14 protein-coding genes are annotated in these 15,866 nt (G+C 57.8%); 12 read left to right on the top strand and 2 right to left on the bottom strand.

Annotation, left to right across the window (positions count from 1 at the left end; all coding sequences use genetic code 11):
• The first annotated feature begins 5 nt into the window (after positions 1 to 5).
• The 7 genes from RT657_RS02705 to flgL all read left to right on the top strand — a co-directional run bounded on the left by RT657_RS02705 (position 6) and on the right by flgL (position 7,163).
• Positions 6 to 761 carry a flagellar basal body rod protein FlgF gene (locus RT657_RS02705; RefSeq protein ID WP_111138634.1) on the top strand — a complete coding sequence of 252 codons (756 nt, stop codon included), beginning with the start codon at positions 6 to 8 and terminating at the stop codon, positions 759 to 761.
• A gap of 17 nt (positions 762 to 778) precedes the next feature.
• On the top strand, positions 779 to 1,561 hold the full coding sequence (flgG, locus tag RT657_RS02700) for a flagellar basal-body rod protein FlgG (protein WP_313652331.1): 783 nt from the start codon (positions 779 to 781) through the stop codon (positions 1,559 to 1,561).
• A gap of 60 nt (positions 1,562 to 1,621) precedes the next feature.
• Positions 1,622 to 2,332: a flagellar basal body L-ring protein FlgH gene (locus RT657_RS02695; RefSeq protein WP_313652329.1), complete on the top strand. Its 711-nt coding sequence runs from the start codon at positions 1,622 to 1,624 to the stop codon at positions 2,330 to 2,332.
• Positions 2,333 to 2,341: 9 nt separating this feature from the next.
• Entirely contained in the window at positions 2,342 to 3,451 is a 1,110-nt protein-coding gene (locus RT657_RS02690) for a flagellar basal body P-ring protein FlgI (protein WP_313652327.1), read from the top strand.
• Positions 3,451 to 4,410, top strand: coding sequence for a flagellar assembly peptidoglycan hydrolase FlgJ (gene flgJ / locus RT657_RS02685; protein ID WP_313652325.1), 960 nt, complete (start codon positions 3,451 to 3,453; stop codon positions 4,408 to 4,410). The genes RT657_RS02690 and flgJ overlap by 1 nt, the downstream gene beginning before the upstream one ends.
• Before the next feature lie 123 nt (positions 4,411 to 4,533).
• Positions 4,534 to 6,183 (top strand): flagellar hook-associated protein FlgK, encoded by a 1,650-nt coding sequence (flgK, locus tag RT657_RS02680; RefSeq protein ID WP_313652323.1) that lies wholly within the window; start codon positions 4,534 to 4,536, stop codon positions 6,181 to 6,183.
• Between the two features lie 14 nt (positions 6,184 to 6,197).
• Entirely contained in the window at positions 6,198 to 7,163 is a 966-nt protein-coding gene (gene flgL, locus RT657_RS02675; protein ID WP_313652321.1) for a flagellar hook-associated protein FlgL, read from the top strand.
• 275 nt (positions 7,164 to 7,438) lie between these two features.
• On the opposite strand, the gene rne is transcribed toward flgL, so the two are convergent.
• A complete protein-coding gene (rne, locus tag RT657_RS02670) occupies positions 7,439 to 10,858 on the bottom strand; it encodes a ribonuclease E (RefSeq protein WP_313652318.1) in 3,420 nt (1,139 codons plus the stop codon).
• Positions 10,859 to 11,431: 573 nt separating this feature from the next.
• On the opposite strand from rne, the gene rluC reads away from it, so the two are divergent.
• Positions 11,432 to 12,388 carry a 23S rRNA pseudouridine(955/2504/2580) synthase RluC gene (rluC, locus tag RT657_RS02665; protein ID WP_313652316.1) on the top strand — a complete coding sequence of 319 codons (957 nt, stop codon included), beginning with the start codon at positions 11,432 to 11,434 and terminating at the stop codon, positions 12,386 to 12,388.
• Between the two features lie 11 nt (positions 12,389 to 12,399).
• Here the strand turns inward: rluC and RT657_RS02660 are convergent, their stop codons facing one another.
• Positions 12,400 to 12,993 (bottom strand): nucleoside triphosphate pyrophosphatase, encoded by a 594-nt coding sequence (locus RT657_RS02660; RefSeq protein WP_313652314.1) that lies wholly within the window; start codon positions 12,991 to 12,993, stop codon positions 12,400 to 12,402.
• 140 nt (positions 12,994 to 13,133) lie between these two features.
• Between RT657_RS02660 and yceD the strand changes: the two genes are divergently transcribed.
• From yceD to RT657_RS02640, 4 genes are read left to right on the top strand one after another with little or no spacing between them, the layout of a single operon-like run.
• Positions 13,134 to 13,655 (top strand): 23S rRNA accumulation protein YceD, encoded by a 522-nt coding sequence (yceD, locus tag RT657_RS02655; RefSeq protein WP_313652311.1) that lies wholly within the window; start codon positions 13,134 to 13,136, stop codon positions 13,653 to 13,655.
• A gap of 14 nt (positions 13,656 to 13,669) precedes the next feature.
• Entirely contained in the window at positions 13,670 to 13,840 is a 171-nt protein-coding gene (rpmF, locus tag RT657_RS02650) for a 50S ribosomal protein L32 (protein WP_003849870.1), read from the top strand.
• A 25-nt stretch (positions 13,841 to 13,865) separates the two neighbouring features.
• Positions 13,866 to 14,906 (top strand): phosphate acyltransferase PlsX, encoded by a 1,041-nt coding sequence (gene plsX, locus RT657_RS02645; RefSeq protein WP_313652309.1) that lies wholly within the window; start codon positions 13,866 to 13,868, stop codon positions 14,904 to 14,906.
• On the top strand, positions 14,907 to 15,860 hold the full coding sequence (locus RT657_RS02640) for a beta-ketoacyl-ACP synthase III (RefSeq protein WP_313652307.1): 954 nt from the start codon (positions 14,907 to 14,909) through the stop codon (positions 15,858 to 15,860).
• Positions 15,861 to 15,866 lie beyond the last annotated feature (6 nt).

The following is a 15,866-nucleotide window of genomic DNA, read 5'->3' as shown; positions in this document are numbered from 1 at the left end:
GCCTTATGGATCACGCGATATATACCGCGATGGGCGCGGCCAGCCAGACGCTGGATCAGCAGGCGGTCACCGCCAGCAACCTCGCCAACGCCTCAACACCTGGCTTTCGTGCGCAGCTCAACGCACTGCGCGCCGTGCCGGTGAGTGGCTGGTCACTGCCCACCCGTACGCTGGTGGCCGCCTCGACACCGGGCGCGGACATGAGCCAGGGCGCGATGGATTACACCGAGCGCCCGCTGGATGTGGCGGTGCAGCAGGATGGCTGGCTGGCCGTACGTACCGCAGACGGCAGCGAAGCCTATACGCGCAACGGCAATATGCAGATCAGCCCGAACGGCACGCTGACGGTTCAGGGCAATCCTGTCATGGGCGATGGCGGCCCGATTGTGATCCCACAGGGCACGGAGATCACCATCGCGGCAGATGGCTCCATTACCGGGCTGAATGCCGGTGATTCACCTAACGCTACGGTTCAGCTCGGCAAACTCAAGCTGGTCCGGGCGACCGGTCAGGAGCTGCAGCGTAGCGATGATGGCATGTTCCGGCCAACGGCGGCGACGCAGGCTACCCGTGGCGCGGCGCTGCAGGCAGATGCCACCATGCAGGTGATGCCAGGCGTACTGGAAGGCAGCAACGTCAAGCCGGTAGAAACCATGGTCGATATGATCGCCAACGCCCGACGTTTTGAGATGCAGATGAAAGTCATCACCAATGTCGACGAAAATGAACAAAAAGCCAATCAGCTCCTGAACATGAGCTAAGGCGCGAGGATAACAACATGATTCGTTCTTTATGGATCGCTAAGACCGGTCTTGATGCGCAGCAGATGAACATGGACGTTATTGCCAACAACCTGGCAAACGTCAGCACCAACGGTTTTAAACGTTCGCGTGCGGTGTTCGAAGATCTGATGTACCAGACTATGCGCCAGCCGGGCACACAGTCATCTGAACAGACAACGCTGCCATCCGGCCTGCAGATTGGTACCGGTGTGCGTCCTGTGACCACAGAACGCCTGCATACTCAGGGCAACCTGTCGCAGACCAGTAACTCAAAAGATGTCGCCATTAACGGCCAGGGCTATTTTCAGATTCAGATGCCGGATGGCACCTCTGCCTATACCCGTGATGGCGCGTTTCAGGTGGATCAGAACGGTCAGCTGGTAACCAACTCCGGTTTCCCGGTGCAGCCCGGCATTACCATTCCGGCCAACGCCACCAGCATTACGGTATCCCGTGATGGTGTGGTCAGCGTGACCCAGCAGGGTCAGGCGCAGGCCGCGCAGGTGGGTCAGTTAACCCTGAGCACCTTTATGAATGATGCCGGTCTCGATAGCGTGGGTGAAAACCTCTACAAGGAAACCCAGGCATCGGGTGCGCCGACGGACAGCACGCCAGGCCAGAACGGCGCCGGTCTGCTCTACCAGGGCTATACCGAAACCTCGAACGTTAACGTGGCGGAAGAGCTGGTCACCATGATCCAGACGCAGCGCGCCTACGAAATCAACAGCAAGGCGATCAGCACCTCTGATCAGATGCTGGCGAAATTAACACAGATTTAATCCCGAACAGGGCCAGCGCCTGCTGGCCTGAAACAGAGACATGAATAAGGTCGTGACACCGTGGCGAAGCAACAGATTCTCAAGCCTGGACATTGGTTAGTCGCTTCATTGCTGCTGACTCTTAATGGATGTGCGCTGGTTCCGCGGACCCCGCTGGTCGAGGGCGCAACCACGGCGCAGCCGCTGCCGTCCGCGCCACCGGTGGTCAATGGATCGATTTTTCAGGGCGTCGCGCCGCTTAACTACGGCTATCAGCCGCTGTTTGAAGATCGCCGTCCACGTAACATTGGCGATACCCTGACCATTACCCTGCAGGAAAACGTCAGCGCCAGCAAAAGCTCGTCGGCGAATGCCAGCCGTGATGGCAGCAACAGCTTTGGCCTGAGCGCCATTCCGACCGGACTGGCGGGACTGGTAGGGGCAGGTGGCGAAAAAGCCAACCTCAGTGCCGAAGGCAAAAACGACTTCGCCGGTAAAGGCGGCGCATCCGCCAATAACACCTTTACCGGCACCATTACCGTCACCGTGGATCAGGTGCTGTCGAACGGCAACCTGCACGTGGTCGGTGAAAAACAGATCGCCATTAATCAGGGCACAGAGTTCATTCGCTTCTCGGGCGTGGTCAACCCACGCACCATCAGCGCCAGCAACGCTGTGTTATCGACCGCGGTCGCCGATGCACGTATTGAGTACGTCGGTAATGGCTATATCAATGAGGCGCAGACCATGGGCTGGTTGCAGCGCTTCTTCCTGAACATCTCCCCGATGTAAGAGGCTTCAATGAAAAAGTTAACGCTGTTACGCGCCGGGCTGGCGCTGCTCCTGAGTGTCAGCCTGCTGGCCAGGGCCGATTTAATTCGCGATCTCACCACGGTACAGGGCGTACGTGACAACCAGTTGCTGGGCTATGGCCTGGTGGTGGGCCTCGATGGCACCGGTGACCAGACGACCCAGACCCCCTTTACCACCCAGACCGTGAACAACATGCTGTCACAGCTGGGGATCACCGTTCCGGCTGGCACCAATATGCAGCTGAAGAACGTGGCCGCGGTGATGGTCACGGCGAAACTGCCAGCATTTGCCCGTCAGGGACAGAATCTGGACGTGGTGGTCTCTTCACTGGGTAACGCCAAGAGCCTGCGTGGCGGAACGCTGTTAATGACGCCACTGAAAGGGGTCGATAACCAGGTTTACGCGCTGGCGCAGGGCAACATCCTGGTGGGGGGCGCAGGCGCCTCGGCAGGCGGCAGCAGCGTTCAGGTAAACCAGCTCAACGGTGGTCGAATCTCCGGCGGGGCGACTGTTGAACGTGAACTGCAGAGCAATTTTGGCTCGCAGAACACCATCAACCTGCAGCTGAACAACGAAGATTTCTCTATGGCGCAACGTATCGCCGATGCGATTAACGCGCGCGGCGGCTATGGCTCAGCGCAGCCGCTGGATGCCCGGACCGTGCAGATCCGCGTGTCACCGAACAATGGTGCGCAGGTACGTCTGCTGGCCGATATCCAGAACATCAACGTCTCGATTCCGGTCGAAGACGCGAAAGTGATCATCAACTCACGCACCGGCTCGGTGGTGATGAACCGCGAAGTGACGCTGAACCAGTGTGCGGTGGCGCAGGGCAACCTGTCGGTCACGGTCAATCAGCAGCAGAACGTCAGCCAGCCTGATACGCCGCTGGCCGGTGGACAGACGGTGGCGACGACGCAGACCCAGATCGATCTGCGCCAGTCCGGTGGTGCGCTGCAGCGTGTGAATGCCAGCGCCAGCCTGAACAATGTGGTGCGTGCCCTGAACGCCCTGGGTGCATCGCCTATCGAACTGATGTCGATTCTGCAGTCGATGCAGAGTGCCGGCTGCCTGCGTGCCAAACTGGAAATTATCTGATGGCTGATATGCAATCTGTGATGAGTGCGGCTTACGACAGCCGCTCCCTGAATGAACTGAAACACCAGGCCAGCAACGATCCGAAAGGCCATGCGTTGCAGGTGGCGCGTCAGGTCGAAGGGATGTTTGTGCAGATGATGCTGAAGAGTATGCGTGAAGCATTGCCGCAGGACGGCATTCTGAGTAACGAGCAGACTAAACTCTTCACGTCTATGTATGACCAGCAGATTGCCCAGGAGATGGGGAAGCGGGGCCTTGGCCTCGCAGAAACCATCGTCAAACAGATGCAGCCCGCTACCGCACCGGATGAAACCGCCGGTACGGTGCCGATGAAGCTGGATAACAGCTTTATCCTCAGCACCAGTGGCGCCGTACCGATGCAGGCGCAGCAGCTGGAGCAGATCGTGCGTAAAGCGATGCCGCGTCTGCCTGCCGCTTCGCCAACCGGCCTGCCCAGCGACAGCCGCGAGTTTATCGCGCAGCTGACGCAGCCCGCGCAGGCGGCCAGTCAGCAGAGTGGTATCCCTCATCACCTGATTCTGGCGCAGGCGGCGCTGGAGTCGGGCTGGGGCCAGCGTCAGATCCTGACCCGCGACGGCAAACCGAGCTATAACGTGTTCGGGATTAAAGCCAGCGGTGACTGGAAAGGGGAGACGACAGATATCATGACTACCGAATATGAGCAGGGTGAAGCGAAGAAGGTCCGTGCCAGCTTCCGGGTTTATAACTCCTATTTTGAGGCACTGACCGACTACGTCCGGCTCCTGACCAAAAACCCACGCTATGCGGCGGTCACTACCGCATCCAGTGCAGAGCAGGGCGCGCAGGCGCTGCAGGCGGCGGGCTATGCCACCGATCCTAAATATGCGCAGAAGCTGGTGGGAATGATTCAGCAATTCAAAAGTATGGGCGAAAAAGTCGTTAAAGCCTATACCCAGGATGTGGGCGATCTCTTCTGATCATTGCGCCTCAAGTTTCACTTAAGCAAGCCGATAACATGCCTATAGCCAGATGCGTTTTCGCCTGCTGGCGCCCACTTTGATGTTTGCCAGCCCGGTTGACGGGGAACGTAAGGAACCGAGATGTCCAGCATAATTAACTCCGCCATGAGCGGACTGAGTGCCGCGCAGGCCGCCCTGAGCACCACCAGTAGCAACATTAGCAACTACACCGTGGCGGGCTATTCACGTCAGACCACTGTGTTAGCGCAGGCCAATAGTACGCTTCAGGGCAACAGCTATTACGGTAATGGCGTCAACGTAACGGGTGTGCAGCGTGAATATGATGCGTTCATCGCCACACAGTTGCGCGGTGCCAGCGCAAACTACAGCGCAGTCGACACCCAGCACAGCCAGATTTCAAACATTGACGATCTGCTGTCGACCTCCACCACCAGCCTGTCGACCTCGCTGCAGGGCTTTTTCACCAACCTGCAGAACGTGGTCAGTAACGCCAACGATCCTTCGGCGCGTCAGTCGATGCTCAGCAATGCGCAGGGGCTGGTCAGCCAGTTTCAGAGCACGGCGCAGTATCTGAACAATATGCAGATCAGCGTCAATGCAGATATCAGTTCAGACGTTAAACAGGTTAATACCCTGACCAGCCAGATTGCCGATCTCAACAAGCAGATCGGCAAACTGACCACCGGCAACGGCGCAACCCCTAACGATCTGCTGGATAAACGCGATCAGCTCGTCAGTGACCTGAACAAAATGGTCGGCGTGAACGTCTCTGAGCAGGGGGGTAACTATACCGTCTCAATGGCGAATGGCCTGACGCTGGTCAACGGCTACAAATCAACCGATCTGGTCGCGATGACCTCCAGCAGCGATCCGACCCGAACCACCATTGGCTATGCCGATAAACAGGCGGGTAACGTCGAGATCCCGGAAAAACTGATCACCACCGGTTCACTGGGCGGTCTGCTGGCGTTCCGGTCGCAGGATCTGGATCTGGCTCAGAATCAGCTGGGTCAGTTAGCCGCCGCCTTTACCACCAGCTTCAATGATGTCCACAAGCAGGGCTTTGACAGCCAGGGCAACCAGGGCGTCGATTTTTTCAATATCGGCAGCCCGCTGGTGGTCAGTAACAGCAAAAACAGCACGAGTGCATCCGTTACCGCAGAGTGGACCGACACCAGCGCGCTGAAAGCGTCCAACTACACCGTCAGCTATGACGGCACGAACTGGAGCGCCACCCGCGCCGCAGACGGTACAGCGGTCACGCTGACAAAGGGAACCGATGCCAGCGGCAATACCACCCTGAGCTTCGACGGCCTGAAGCTGACGGTCGGTGCATCGCCCGCGCCTGCTGCGAAAGATAGCTTCCTGGTGAAGCCGGTGCAGAACGTGATCAACGATATGTCAGTGGCGATTACCAGCGAATCTCAGGTCGCGGCGGCATCTGCCGTCGGCGGAGAGAGTGATAACCGCAACGCGCAGAAATTGCTGAACCTGCAGGATGTGAAACTGGTCGGTGGCAATGCCACGCTGTCACAGGCCTATGCCAGTATCGTCAGCACCGTGGGTAACAAAACCAGTTCGCTGGAAACGACCAGCACCACCCAGAAAAGCGTGGTCAGCCAGCTGACCGATCGCCAGCAGTCAGTGTCGGGCGTCAACCTCGACGAGGAGTACGCCAACCTGACCAAATATCAGCAATATTACATGGCAAATGCGCAGGTGCTGCAGACTGCCAGCACCGTGTTTAACGCATTGATCAATATTCGCTAAGGGCAGGAGATAACATGCGAATCAGTACAAATATGATATTTGACCAGCAGGTGCGCGGGATTACCGACTCGCAGGCCTCCTGGCTTAAAGTCGGCGAGCAGCTCTCCAGCGGTCGCCGCGTCACCAATCCATCGGACGACCCGATTGCCGCCTCGCGCGCGGTCGCGTTAACGCAGACACAGCAGCAGGGAAAACAGTATGCGCTGGCGCGTACCTTTGCTGAGCAGGGGCTGTCACTGGAAGAGAACACCCTGAAAGGTGTCACCGACAGCATCCAGAATGCACAGACGCTGATCGTTAACGGTTCCACCGGCACGCTGAGTGACGATGACCGGGGATCGATCGCGACCCAGCTGGAGGGGATCCGGGCGCAGTTGCTGAATCAGGCCAACAGTAAAGATGCCAATGGTCGTTACATCTTTGCCGGCTATAAGACGGACAGCGCGCCATTCGCAGACACGGCGGGTACGGGTGTTGCTTACACCGGTGGCACCGAGGCGATTACCCAGAAGGTCGACACCAGCCGGACCATGACCGTGGCGCACACCGGCGATGCTATCTTTATGTCGATCACAAGCAATGCCAAAAAAGAGCCGGATGGCACAGCCAGTGAAACCAATGTGTTCGCCATGCTGGATAGCGCCATCGCCGCGCTGAAAGTGCCGCAGGATGACGCGGATGCCGCGACCAAACAGACGTTCCAGGCGGCGATGGATAAAACCAACCGGGGTCTGGGTAATTCACTGAACAATGTCTTAGCCGTACGTTCTGAAATCGGTATTCAGCTCTCCGAGATTGATACGCTGAATGCGCAGGGTGATGACCGCAGCGTGATCTATAACTCGCAGATGAGCGATCTGGTTGACGTCGATTACACCGAGGCGGCGTCCAGCTACACCATGCAGCAGACGGCCCTGCAGGCCTCTTATAAGACCTTTACCGACATGTCTAAGATGTCGCTGTTCAAGATGAATTCGTAATCTGACCTGAGAATTTGAGCGTACTTTAACCGGATGCGCTTACTTTTCCCCACCCGCCTGCTAAAGGCGCGTGGGGTTTTTTTTGCCCTCTGTTCAGCCTGCGCAGGATCCGACGCTGAGATCCTGAGACATCAACAGCTCCCCCTGTTCTGGCTTACTGTAGTGTGATTTCCTGCTGAGTTATGGCTGTTACGGCACTCCGGTAGCCGGAAGCAAACAGACATAAAAAAACCCCGGCGGATAAGGCCGGGGTTGTATTCACAACGGTCTCTGCGTTACGGCTTGGTCGCCGGTGCAGTCGCCTGATGTGTGGCGCTGTGACCGCCTGCAGAGCCGCGACCGTCGAACTGATACGGTGCACGCACCCAGTCACTGTGCCGCGCAGGTTCGGACTGCCAGGCTGGCGCAGGCGCTTTGGTCATCGGTGCCGACGCGAAGTGCTTCCAGCGGGTGCCATCACTCGGTGCCGCTTCCGCAGCAGGTGCTGGCTGTTCGGCTACGGCGACCGGTGCAGCCGGGGCGACATCGCGGGCGGCAACCGGTGCATGCGGCTCGCTGACAGGAGCAGAGTCTGCTTCTGCGGCGACCGGGGCATTCAGCACTTCCTCGACCTCTGCGGTAATAGCGTCGCTGACATCACTGGCGGTCTGCTCTGCCACTTTTGCTGGCTCGGCAGCGTCTGCTGCTTCAGCTGGTGCAGCGTCTGCAGACTCAGTAACCTCTGCGGATTCAGCGGCAGGTTTTGCAACCGGCGACACGTCAGCGACAGGCTCAGCAGGCACGGCTTCGGCCGCAACGGCTTCCGCTTTTGCCTCTTCGGCTGCCGGAACAACAGCAGGCTGCTCATCAACCGGTGCGTCGATAGCACGGGTGTCGTCAGTGTTCACGACCGGCACCGGGGTGTCTGCCTGTGGCTCAGCCTGCTGAACAGCGGCATCCTGCGCAACGGCTTCAACAGCGGCGGCGACTGGCGCGGCAGCGATCTCCGCTGGCGCTTCACGGCTGTAGACCGGCGTCTCAGGCGTCACGTTCTGAACCTGCTCATCGCTGGCCTGATTTACCGGATAGCGAACCCAGACTTTACCGGATGCCATCTCAGGTGAGGCAGCGGCGGCGGCCAGCGGCATGGCTGACTGGGTCGGGTAACGCTCATCACGGTAACGACGACGACGCTGACCGCTGACGCGAAGATGGCGTGGCGAACGGCGTGAGCGGCGCGGCATGTTGGCGTTGTCACGGTTGTCGTTATCTTCCTGCTCGTCGTTCTGCGAAACCTGAAGCTCAGGCTGAGACACGTCGCGCTGCTGCGGCTGATGTGCCTCAACAGGCTGCGCAGCATCATCGGCGGTCACGGGCTGACGGTTGTCATCCACACGCACTTTCTGATTCAGCTGACGCGGCTTACGACGCGGCATAACCTGTACGCGCTCATCCTCCTGCGCCTCGGTGTTGTCCTGAGACTCTGTCACGGCGACAGACTGCTCAGCGGCTTTGGCGGCCTCTTCACCTGCACGTTTCTCTTCCTGACGACGACGCTGACGCTCTGCACGCTGTTCACGACGCTGCTGCTGCTGCGCATCACGCTGCTGACGTGCTTCTTCACTCAGTGCCGGACGCTCTTCGCGACTTTCGCCGGACTGAGACTGACGCTTGTTACGACGGTTTTCATTGCCATCGCGCGGCTCACGGCTTTCGCGCGGCTCACGACTCTCGCGAGGTTCACGCGGCTCGCGGCTTTCGCGCGGTTCACGGCCTTCACGCGACGGCGTATTGTCGCCGTTACGCGGTGTGCGTTCGCGACGATTGTTATTACGACGATTGTTATTATTGCTGCGGCGTTCGCCACGGCTGTTGCCGTTCTGCTGCTCGCTTTCAGCCGGCTTCTGCGGTTCCGCAACCTCTGTCGCCACAGGTGCGGCAGCCGGCGCTTCTTCGCCCGCAAACATCTTCTTCAGACCGCCGATCAGACGACCGAAGAAACCGGTGCTGACGGTAGCCGGCGCGGCCACTTCTGGCGTGGTTTTAGTCACTGGCTGGGCTTTAGCCTGCTTCGCTTCAGGCGCGGCTTCGACCGGAGCCGGAGGCGCGTCAGGCATCACGAATGCGGCAAGTGCCGGCTGCTCAGGACGACGTCGCTCGGCGTGCTCCTCGTCAGACGGCATCGCCATTTCCGCTTCATGCAGCTTCGGCAGGTGATAGCTCAGGGTCTGCGTCTCTTCGCCTTTGCGTACGCGCAGTACGGAGTAGTGCGGGGTCTGCATCCTGTCATCCGGTACGATGATCGCACGCACGCCGCCCTGGCGTTTCTCGATAGCGTTGACCGCTTCACGTTTTTCGTTCAGGAGGTAAGAGGCCACCTGAACCGGCACAATCGCATGCACTTCTTTGGTGTTGTCTTTCAGCGCTTCTTCTTCAATCAGACGCAGAATAGACAGCGCCAGTGACTCGTTATCACGGATGGTGCCGGTGCCGCTACAGCGTGGGCAGACGTGATGACTGGATTCGCCTAATGACGGGCTCAGACGCTGACGGGACATCTCCAGCAGGCCGAAACGGGAAATATGGCTGATCTGGATACGAGCGCGATCCTGGCGGACGGCTTCACGCAGACGGTTTTCAACGGCGCGCTGATGGCGAACCGGGGTCATATCAATGAAGTCGATAACGATCAGGCCGCCCAGGTCACGCAGGCGCAACTGGCGCGCAATCTCGTCGGCCGCTTCCAGGTTGGTGTTGAAGGCGGTCTCTTCGATGTCGCCGCCGCGTGTAGCGCGTGCGGAGTTGATATCGATGGCGGTCAGCGCTTCGGTGCTGTCAATCACAATCGAGCCACCGGAAGGCAGACGGACTTCACGCTGGAAAGCGGATTCGATTTGCGATTCGATCTGATAGTGGCTGAATAGCGGAATCTCACCGGTATAGAGCTTGATTTTGCTGCTGAAGTCCGGACGGCCCAGCGCGGCGATATGCTGGCGCGCCAGCTCCAGCACTTTCGGATTATCGATAAGGATCTCACCGATGTCCTGACGCAGGTAGTCGCGGAAAGCGCGCACAATCACGTTACTTTCCTGATGAATCAGGAAGGGCGCAGGGCGGCTTTCAGCGGCTTTCTTGATCGCGTCCCAGTGCTTGAGACGGAAACTTAAATCCCACTGCAGTGATTCGGCAGATTTACCGACGCCCGCCGTACGGACAATCAGACCCATGCCTTCTGGCAGTTCCAGCGCCGACAGCGCCTCTTTCAGTTCGGTGCGGTCGTCGCCTTCGATGCGACGGGAAATGCCACCCGCGCGCGGGTTATTCGGCATCAGAACCAGGTAGCTGCCTGCCAGCGAGATAAAGGTGGTCAGCGCGGCGCCTTTGTTACCACGTTCTTCTTTATCGATCTGAACAATGACTTCCTGCCCTTCACGCAGCACATCTTTGATATTAGGACGGCCATGTGCGTTATAGCTTTCAGGGAAGTATTCGCGGGAAATTTCTTTTAACGGGAGGAAACCGTGACGCTCTGCGCCGTAATCGACAAACGCAGCTTCAAGACTGGGTTCAATGCGAGTGATTTTACCTTTGTAAATGTTGGCTTTTTTCTGTTCGTGTCCAGGACTTTCGATATCCAGATCGTACAGGCGCTGACCGTCAACCAGGGCAACGCGCAACTCCTCCTGCTGAGTTGCGTTTATTAACATTCTTTTCATCGTGACTTACTCGTTATTCTTTCATGAGTGATTACAGCTGCGGGCATCGTTACCCTGGACGAATATCAACCGATGGCCCCGTGACTTAGTGCAGTGTCGTCTGCCTCACGACTGTCGACCGCGCGAGGGGCGCAAATAACGTCGGTGGCCTGTTTTTCATAAGGGAAAACAGCACCAGATAAGGGAAATGCCCGAGAGAATAAAGAAAACCCGTGCATTCCAACCTGTTGTCCAGGCCGCAACCCGCAGCCCGCTAAGTGCCTGATTTCGCATTACGTCTTACGCCATTGCTGCGTGTCTGCTCAATCCGGCAAAATGACAATTTCGCTCTTTTTCTGTCCTGAAATGCTTCAGGTAAGAAACTCAAGCATTATTCCATTGCTAACCTTCATATAGCAAGGCGACTTTAGCCAGCTTGTGAAGATTCTTTACATTTAACGCGCTAATGTGTTGGACAAAGCAGCGTATTGCTGAAAAAGCCAGCAGAGAAGCCGCCTGCCGTCACATCAACCCCAGAGTTAAGCACAGAAAAAGGGGTGGCGCTATCAGGGGACACTATTTAGAATCGCCGCCATGAAAACAGAGAATCCCGGCGTACAGTTTGTCGCCATCACGGCTGAAAATGCCGGACAACGTATTGATAACTTTTTGCGCACCCAGCTAAAGGGTGTGCCTAAAAGCATGATTTATCGCATCGTTCGCAAAGGCGAGGTGCGGGTAAATAAAAAGCGCATCAAACCCGAGTATAAACTGGAGGAGGGCGACGAAGTGCGCATTCCACCGGTTCGGGTTGCGGAACGCGATGAAGACGCCGTTTCCCCTAAACTGGCGAAGGTCGCATCGCTGGCCGAGGCGATCCTCTATGAGGATGAGTCACTGCTGGTGATGAACAAGCCTTCCGGCACCGCCGTCCATGGCGGGAGTGGGCTGACATTCGGCGTGATTGAAGGGCTGCGCGCATTACGGCCCGACGCGCGTTTCCTGGAGCTGGTGCACCGCCTGGACCGGGATACTTCCGGTATTCTGCTGGTCGCCAAAAAGCGTTCGGCGCTGCGTTCCCTGCATGAGCAGCTGCGGGAAAAAGGGATGCAGAAAGATTATCTGGCGCTGGTACGCGGCAACTGGCCGTCACACCTCAAGGTGGTGCAGGCGCCGCTGCTGAAAAACATCCTGCAGAGCGGCGAGCGCGTCGTGCGCGTCAGTAGCGAAGGCAAACCCTCTGAAACCCGCTTTAAGGTGGAAGAGCGGTTCGACTTCGCTACGCTGGTCAAGGCGAGTCCGGTGACCGGTCGTACGCATCAGATCCGTGTGCATACGCTGCATGCCGGGCATCCGATTGCGTTCGACGATCGCTATGGAGAACGCGATTTTGACAGCCAGCTGGCCTCAACCGGCCTGACGCGCCTGTTCCTGCATGCGGCGGCGCTGACCTTTACCCATCCCGGCACGGGTGAAGTGATGCGGGTGGAAGCACCCCTGGATGATGGCCTCAGGCTGTGCCTGCAGAAGCTGCGTCAGCGGAAAGCGTAATCGTGCCGGCATCACACCGTTAAGGGATTGATGCCGGCCTGCTGCATCATCGCGCTGAGCGCAATCAGCGGCAGTCCGACCAGCGTATTGGGATCGCGTCCCTCCAGCCGGTCAAACAGACAAATCCCCAGCCCCTCGCTTTTGAAACTGCCCGCACACTGCAGCGGCTGCTCCTTTTCCACATAGCCTGCGATTTCCGCCTCGGTCAGCGTGCGGAAATGCACCACAAAGGGCTCACAGCACTGCAGCAGCCTGTCGCTGGCCGGATGAAAAAGGGCCAGGCCGGTATAGAAAGTAATCGCGTTGCCGCTGGCGGCGCGCAGCTGTGCGCAGGCATTTTCCGCAGTGTGCGGCTTACCGGTAATCGCACCCTCCAGGACGCAGACCTGATCGGAGCCGATGATCCAGTGATCGGGATAGCGTTTCGCCAGCGCCAGCGCCTGCGCTTTCGCCACGGCCAGTCGGGTCACCAGCGCCTCTGCGCTTTCACCGGGACGAGGCGACTCATCCACGTCAGGCGCGGCCGTAATAAAAGGCAGCCCCAGCTTGCGTAACAGCGTCTGCCGGAAGGGGGATGTGGAAGCTAAAAGAATCGATGGTGTCATTTTTTTACAATAGTGATAGCGAATTGGTGACAGTCATTTTAAACTGTGCGCCGCACTGGATGCGAATAGTGGTTGAAAGATGCTGTTTAACGGCCTTTTTCTTTGACTCTATGACATTACAAAGTTAATATGCGCGCCCTATGCAAAAGGTAAAATTACCCCTAACGCTGGACCCTGTCCGCACCGCTCAGAAGCGCCTTGATTATCAGGGTGTCTACACATCTGCACAGGTGGAGCGTGTGGCCGAGTCGGTCGTTAGTGTGGACAGTGATGTGGATTGTGCCATGTCGTTTGCGGTTGATAGCCAGCGTCTGGCGGTACTGACGGGTACCGCTGAAGTCAATGTGACGTTGCGCTGCCAGCGCTGCAACCAGACCTTTCCCCATCACGTAAAAGTAAGTTACTGCTTCAGCCCTGTCTCTTCTGAAGAGCAGGCCGAGGCATTGCCGGAAGCGTACGAGCCGGTCGATGTTAATGAGTTTGGTGAGATCGATCTGCTGGCGGTGGTTGAGGATGAATTGATTCTCGCGCTGCCGGTCGTTCCGGTGCACGATTCTGAACACTGTGAAGTGTCCGAGGCGGACATGGTCTTTGGCAAACTGCCTGCAGAGGCGGAGAAACCAAATCCATTTGCCGTATTAGCCAGTTTAAAGCGTAAGTAATAGGAGTAAGGTCCATGGCCGTACAACAGAATAAACCCACCCGTTCTAAGCGTGGTATGCGTCGTTCGCACGATGCGCTGACCACTGCTGCTCTGTCAGTAGATAAAGTTTCTGGCGAAACTCATCTGCGTCACCACATCACTGCGGACGGTTACTACCGCGGTCGCAAGGTTATCGTTAAGTAAGTTTCTTGCTTAGCAAGGCGATACCTTGACACGTTTGACCCTGGCGATTGATGCCATGGGCGGGGATTTCGGTCCCTGCGTGACAGTGCCTGCAGCATTGCAGGCACTGGCCTCTCATTCGGAGCTATCCCTTCTTCTGGTCGGTCATCCCGACACCCTCACGCCATTGCTTGCCAAAGCGGATTCCTCCCTGATGGGGCGTTTGCAGGTGATCCCTGCCGAATCGGTTATTGCAAGTGATGCGCGGCCCGCTCAGGCCATCCGGAACAGTCGCGGCAGTTCAATGCGCGTCGCTCTGGAGATGGTCAGAGAGGGACGTGCAGCGGCCTGCATCAGCGCTGGAAACACCGGCGCGCTGATGGGGCTGTCGACGCTGTTATTAAAGCCGCTGGATGGCATTAAACGTCCGGCGCTAATGTCCGTTTTACCGCATCAGCAGCAGGGAAAAACGGTGGTGCTGGATCTGGGGGCGAATGTCGGCTCAGACAGTGCGATGCTGGTGCAGTTTGCGGTGATGGGGTCGGTGATGGCTGAGCATGTGCTGGGCATACCCCGGCCGCGCGTGGCGTTGCTCAATATTGGTCATGAAGAGACCAAAGGGCTGGAAACCATCCGCGATGCTGCGGCAGTGCTGCGGGAATCACCGCAGATCAACTATATTGGTTACCTCGAAGGTAACGAGTTGCTCACCGGTAAAACCGATGTCATGGTCTGTGACGGTTTTGTCGGAAACGTCACGCTGAAGACGATGGAAGGCGTGGTAAGAATGTTTCTTTCCCTGCTGAAGTCATCAGGGGAAGGCAAAAAACGGTCATGGTGGCTTCAGTTGCTGGGACGCTGGATTCAGAAACGTCTGGCGAAGCGATTCGGGCAACTCAACCCTGACCAGTACAATGGCGCTTGTCTGTTAGGATTGCGCGGAACAGTGATCAAAAGTCACGGCGCAGCAAATCAACACGCCTTCGCCGTGGCGATAGAACAGGCAGAGCAGGCGGTGAGGCAGCACATTCCCGAGCGAATTGCTGCGCGCCTTGATGCTGTATTAGCCAGGAGTGACAAAGCCTAGATGTATACCAAAATTATCGGTACGGGCAGTTATCTGCCCAGCCAGGTTCGCACCAATGCCGATCTGGAAAAAATGGTGGAGACGTCGGACGAGTGGATTGTTACCCGTACCGGCATCCGTGAGCGTCGCATTGCCGCGCCAGATGAAACCGTCGCCACCATGGGATTCAGCGCAGCGCAACGCGCCCTAGAAATGGCAGGCATTGATGCGAACGACGTTGGGCTGATTATTGTCGCCACAACCTCTTCCAGTCACGCCTTCCCCAGCTCCGCCTGCATGATCCAGCAAATGCTGGAAATCAAAGATTGCGCGGCGTTTGACCTGGCGGCCGCCTGTGCAGGTTTCACTTATGCCCTGAGCGTCGCCGATCAATACATTAAAAATGGCGCGGTTAAGCACGCGCTGGTGATCGGCGCTGACGTGCTGGCGCGCGCGCTCGATCCGGAAGATCGCGGCACGATTATCCTGTTTGGGGATGGTGCCGGTGCCGTGGTGCTGGGCCAGAGCGAAGAGCAGGGGATTATCTCTACCCATCTTCACGCGGATGGCCGCTATGCGCAGCTGCTGACGCTGCCTTATCAGGACCGTGCCCATCAGGATAAGCCCGCCTATGTCACCATGGCAGGCAACGAAGTCTTCAAGGTCGCCGTGACCGAACTGGCGCACATCGTGGATGAAACGCTGCAGGCCAATAATCTCGATCGCGAAATGCTGGACTGGCTGGTGCCTCACCAGGCGAACCTGCGCATCATCAGCGCCACGGCGAAAAAACTTGGCATGACCATGGATAAAGTGGTCGTCACGCTGGATCGCCACGGCAACACCTCTGCCGCCTCCGTGCCAAGCGCACTGGATGAAGCGGTGCGCGATGGCCGCATCAAACCCGGACACCTTATTCTGCTGGAAGCCTTTGGTGGTGGATTCACCTGGGGTTCTGCGCTGGTTCGCTTTTGATTGACA

The sequence above is a fragment of the Pantoea sp. genome, assembly GCF_032114055.1.
GTDB lineage: Bacteria > Pseudomonadota > Gammaproteobacteria > Enterobacterales > Enterobacteriaceae > Pantoea.
The sequence above is the reverse complement of the archived record's forward strand: the minus strand, read 5'-3'. Positions and strand labels throughout refer to the sequence as shown.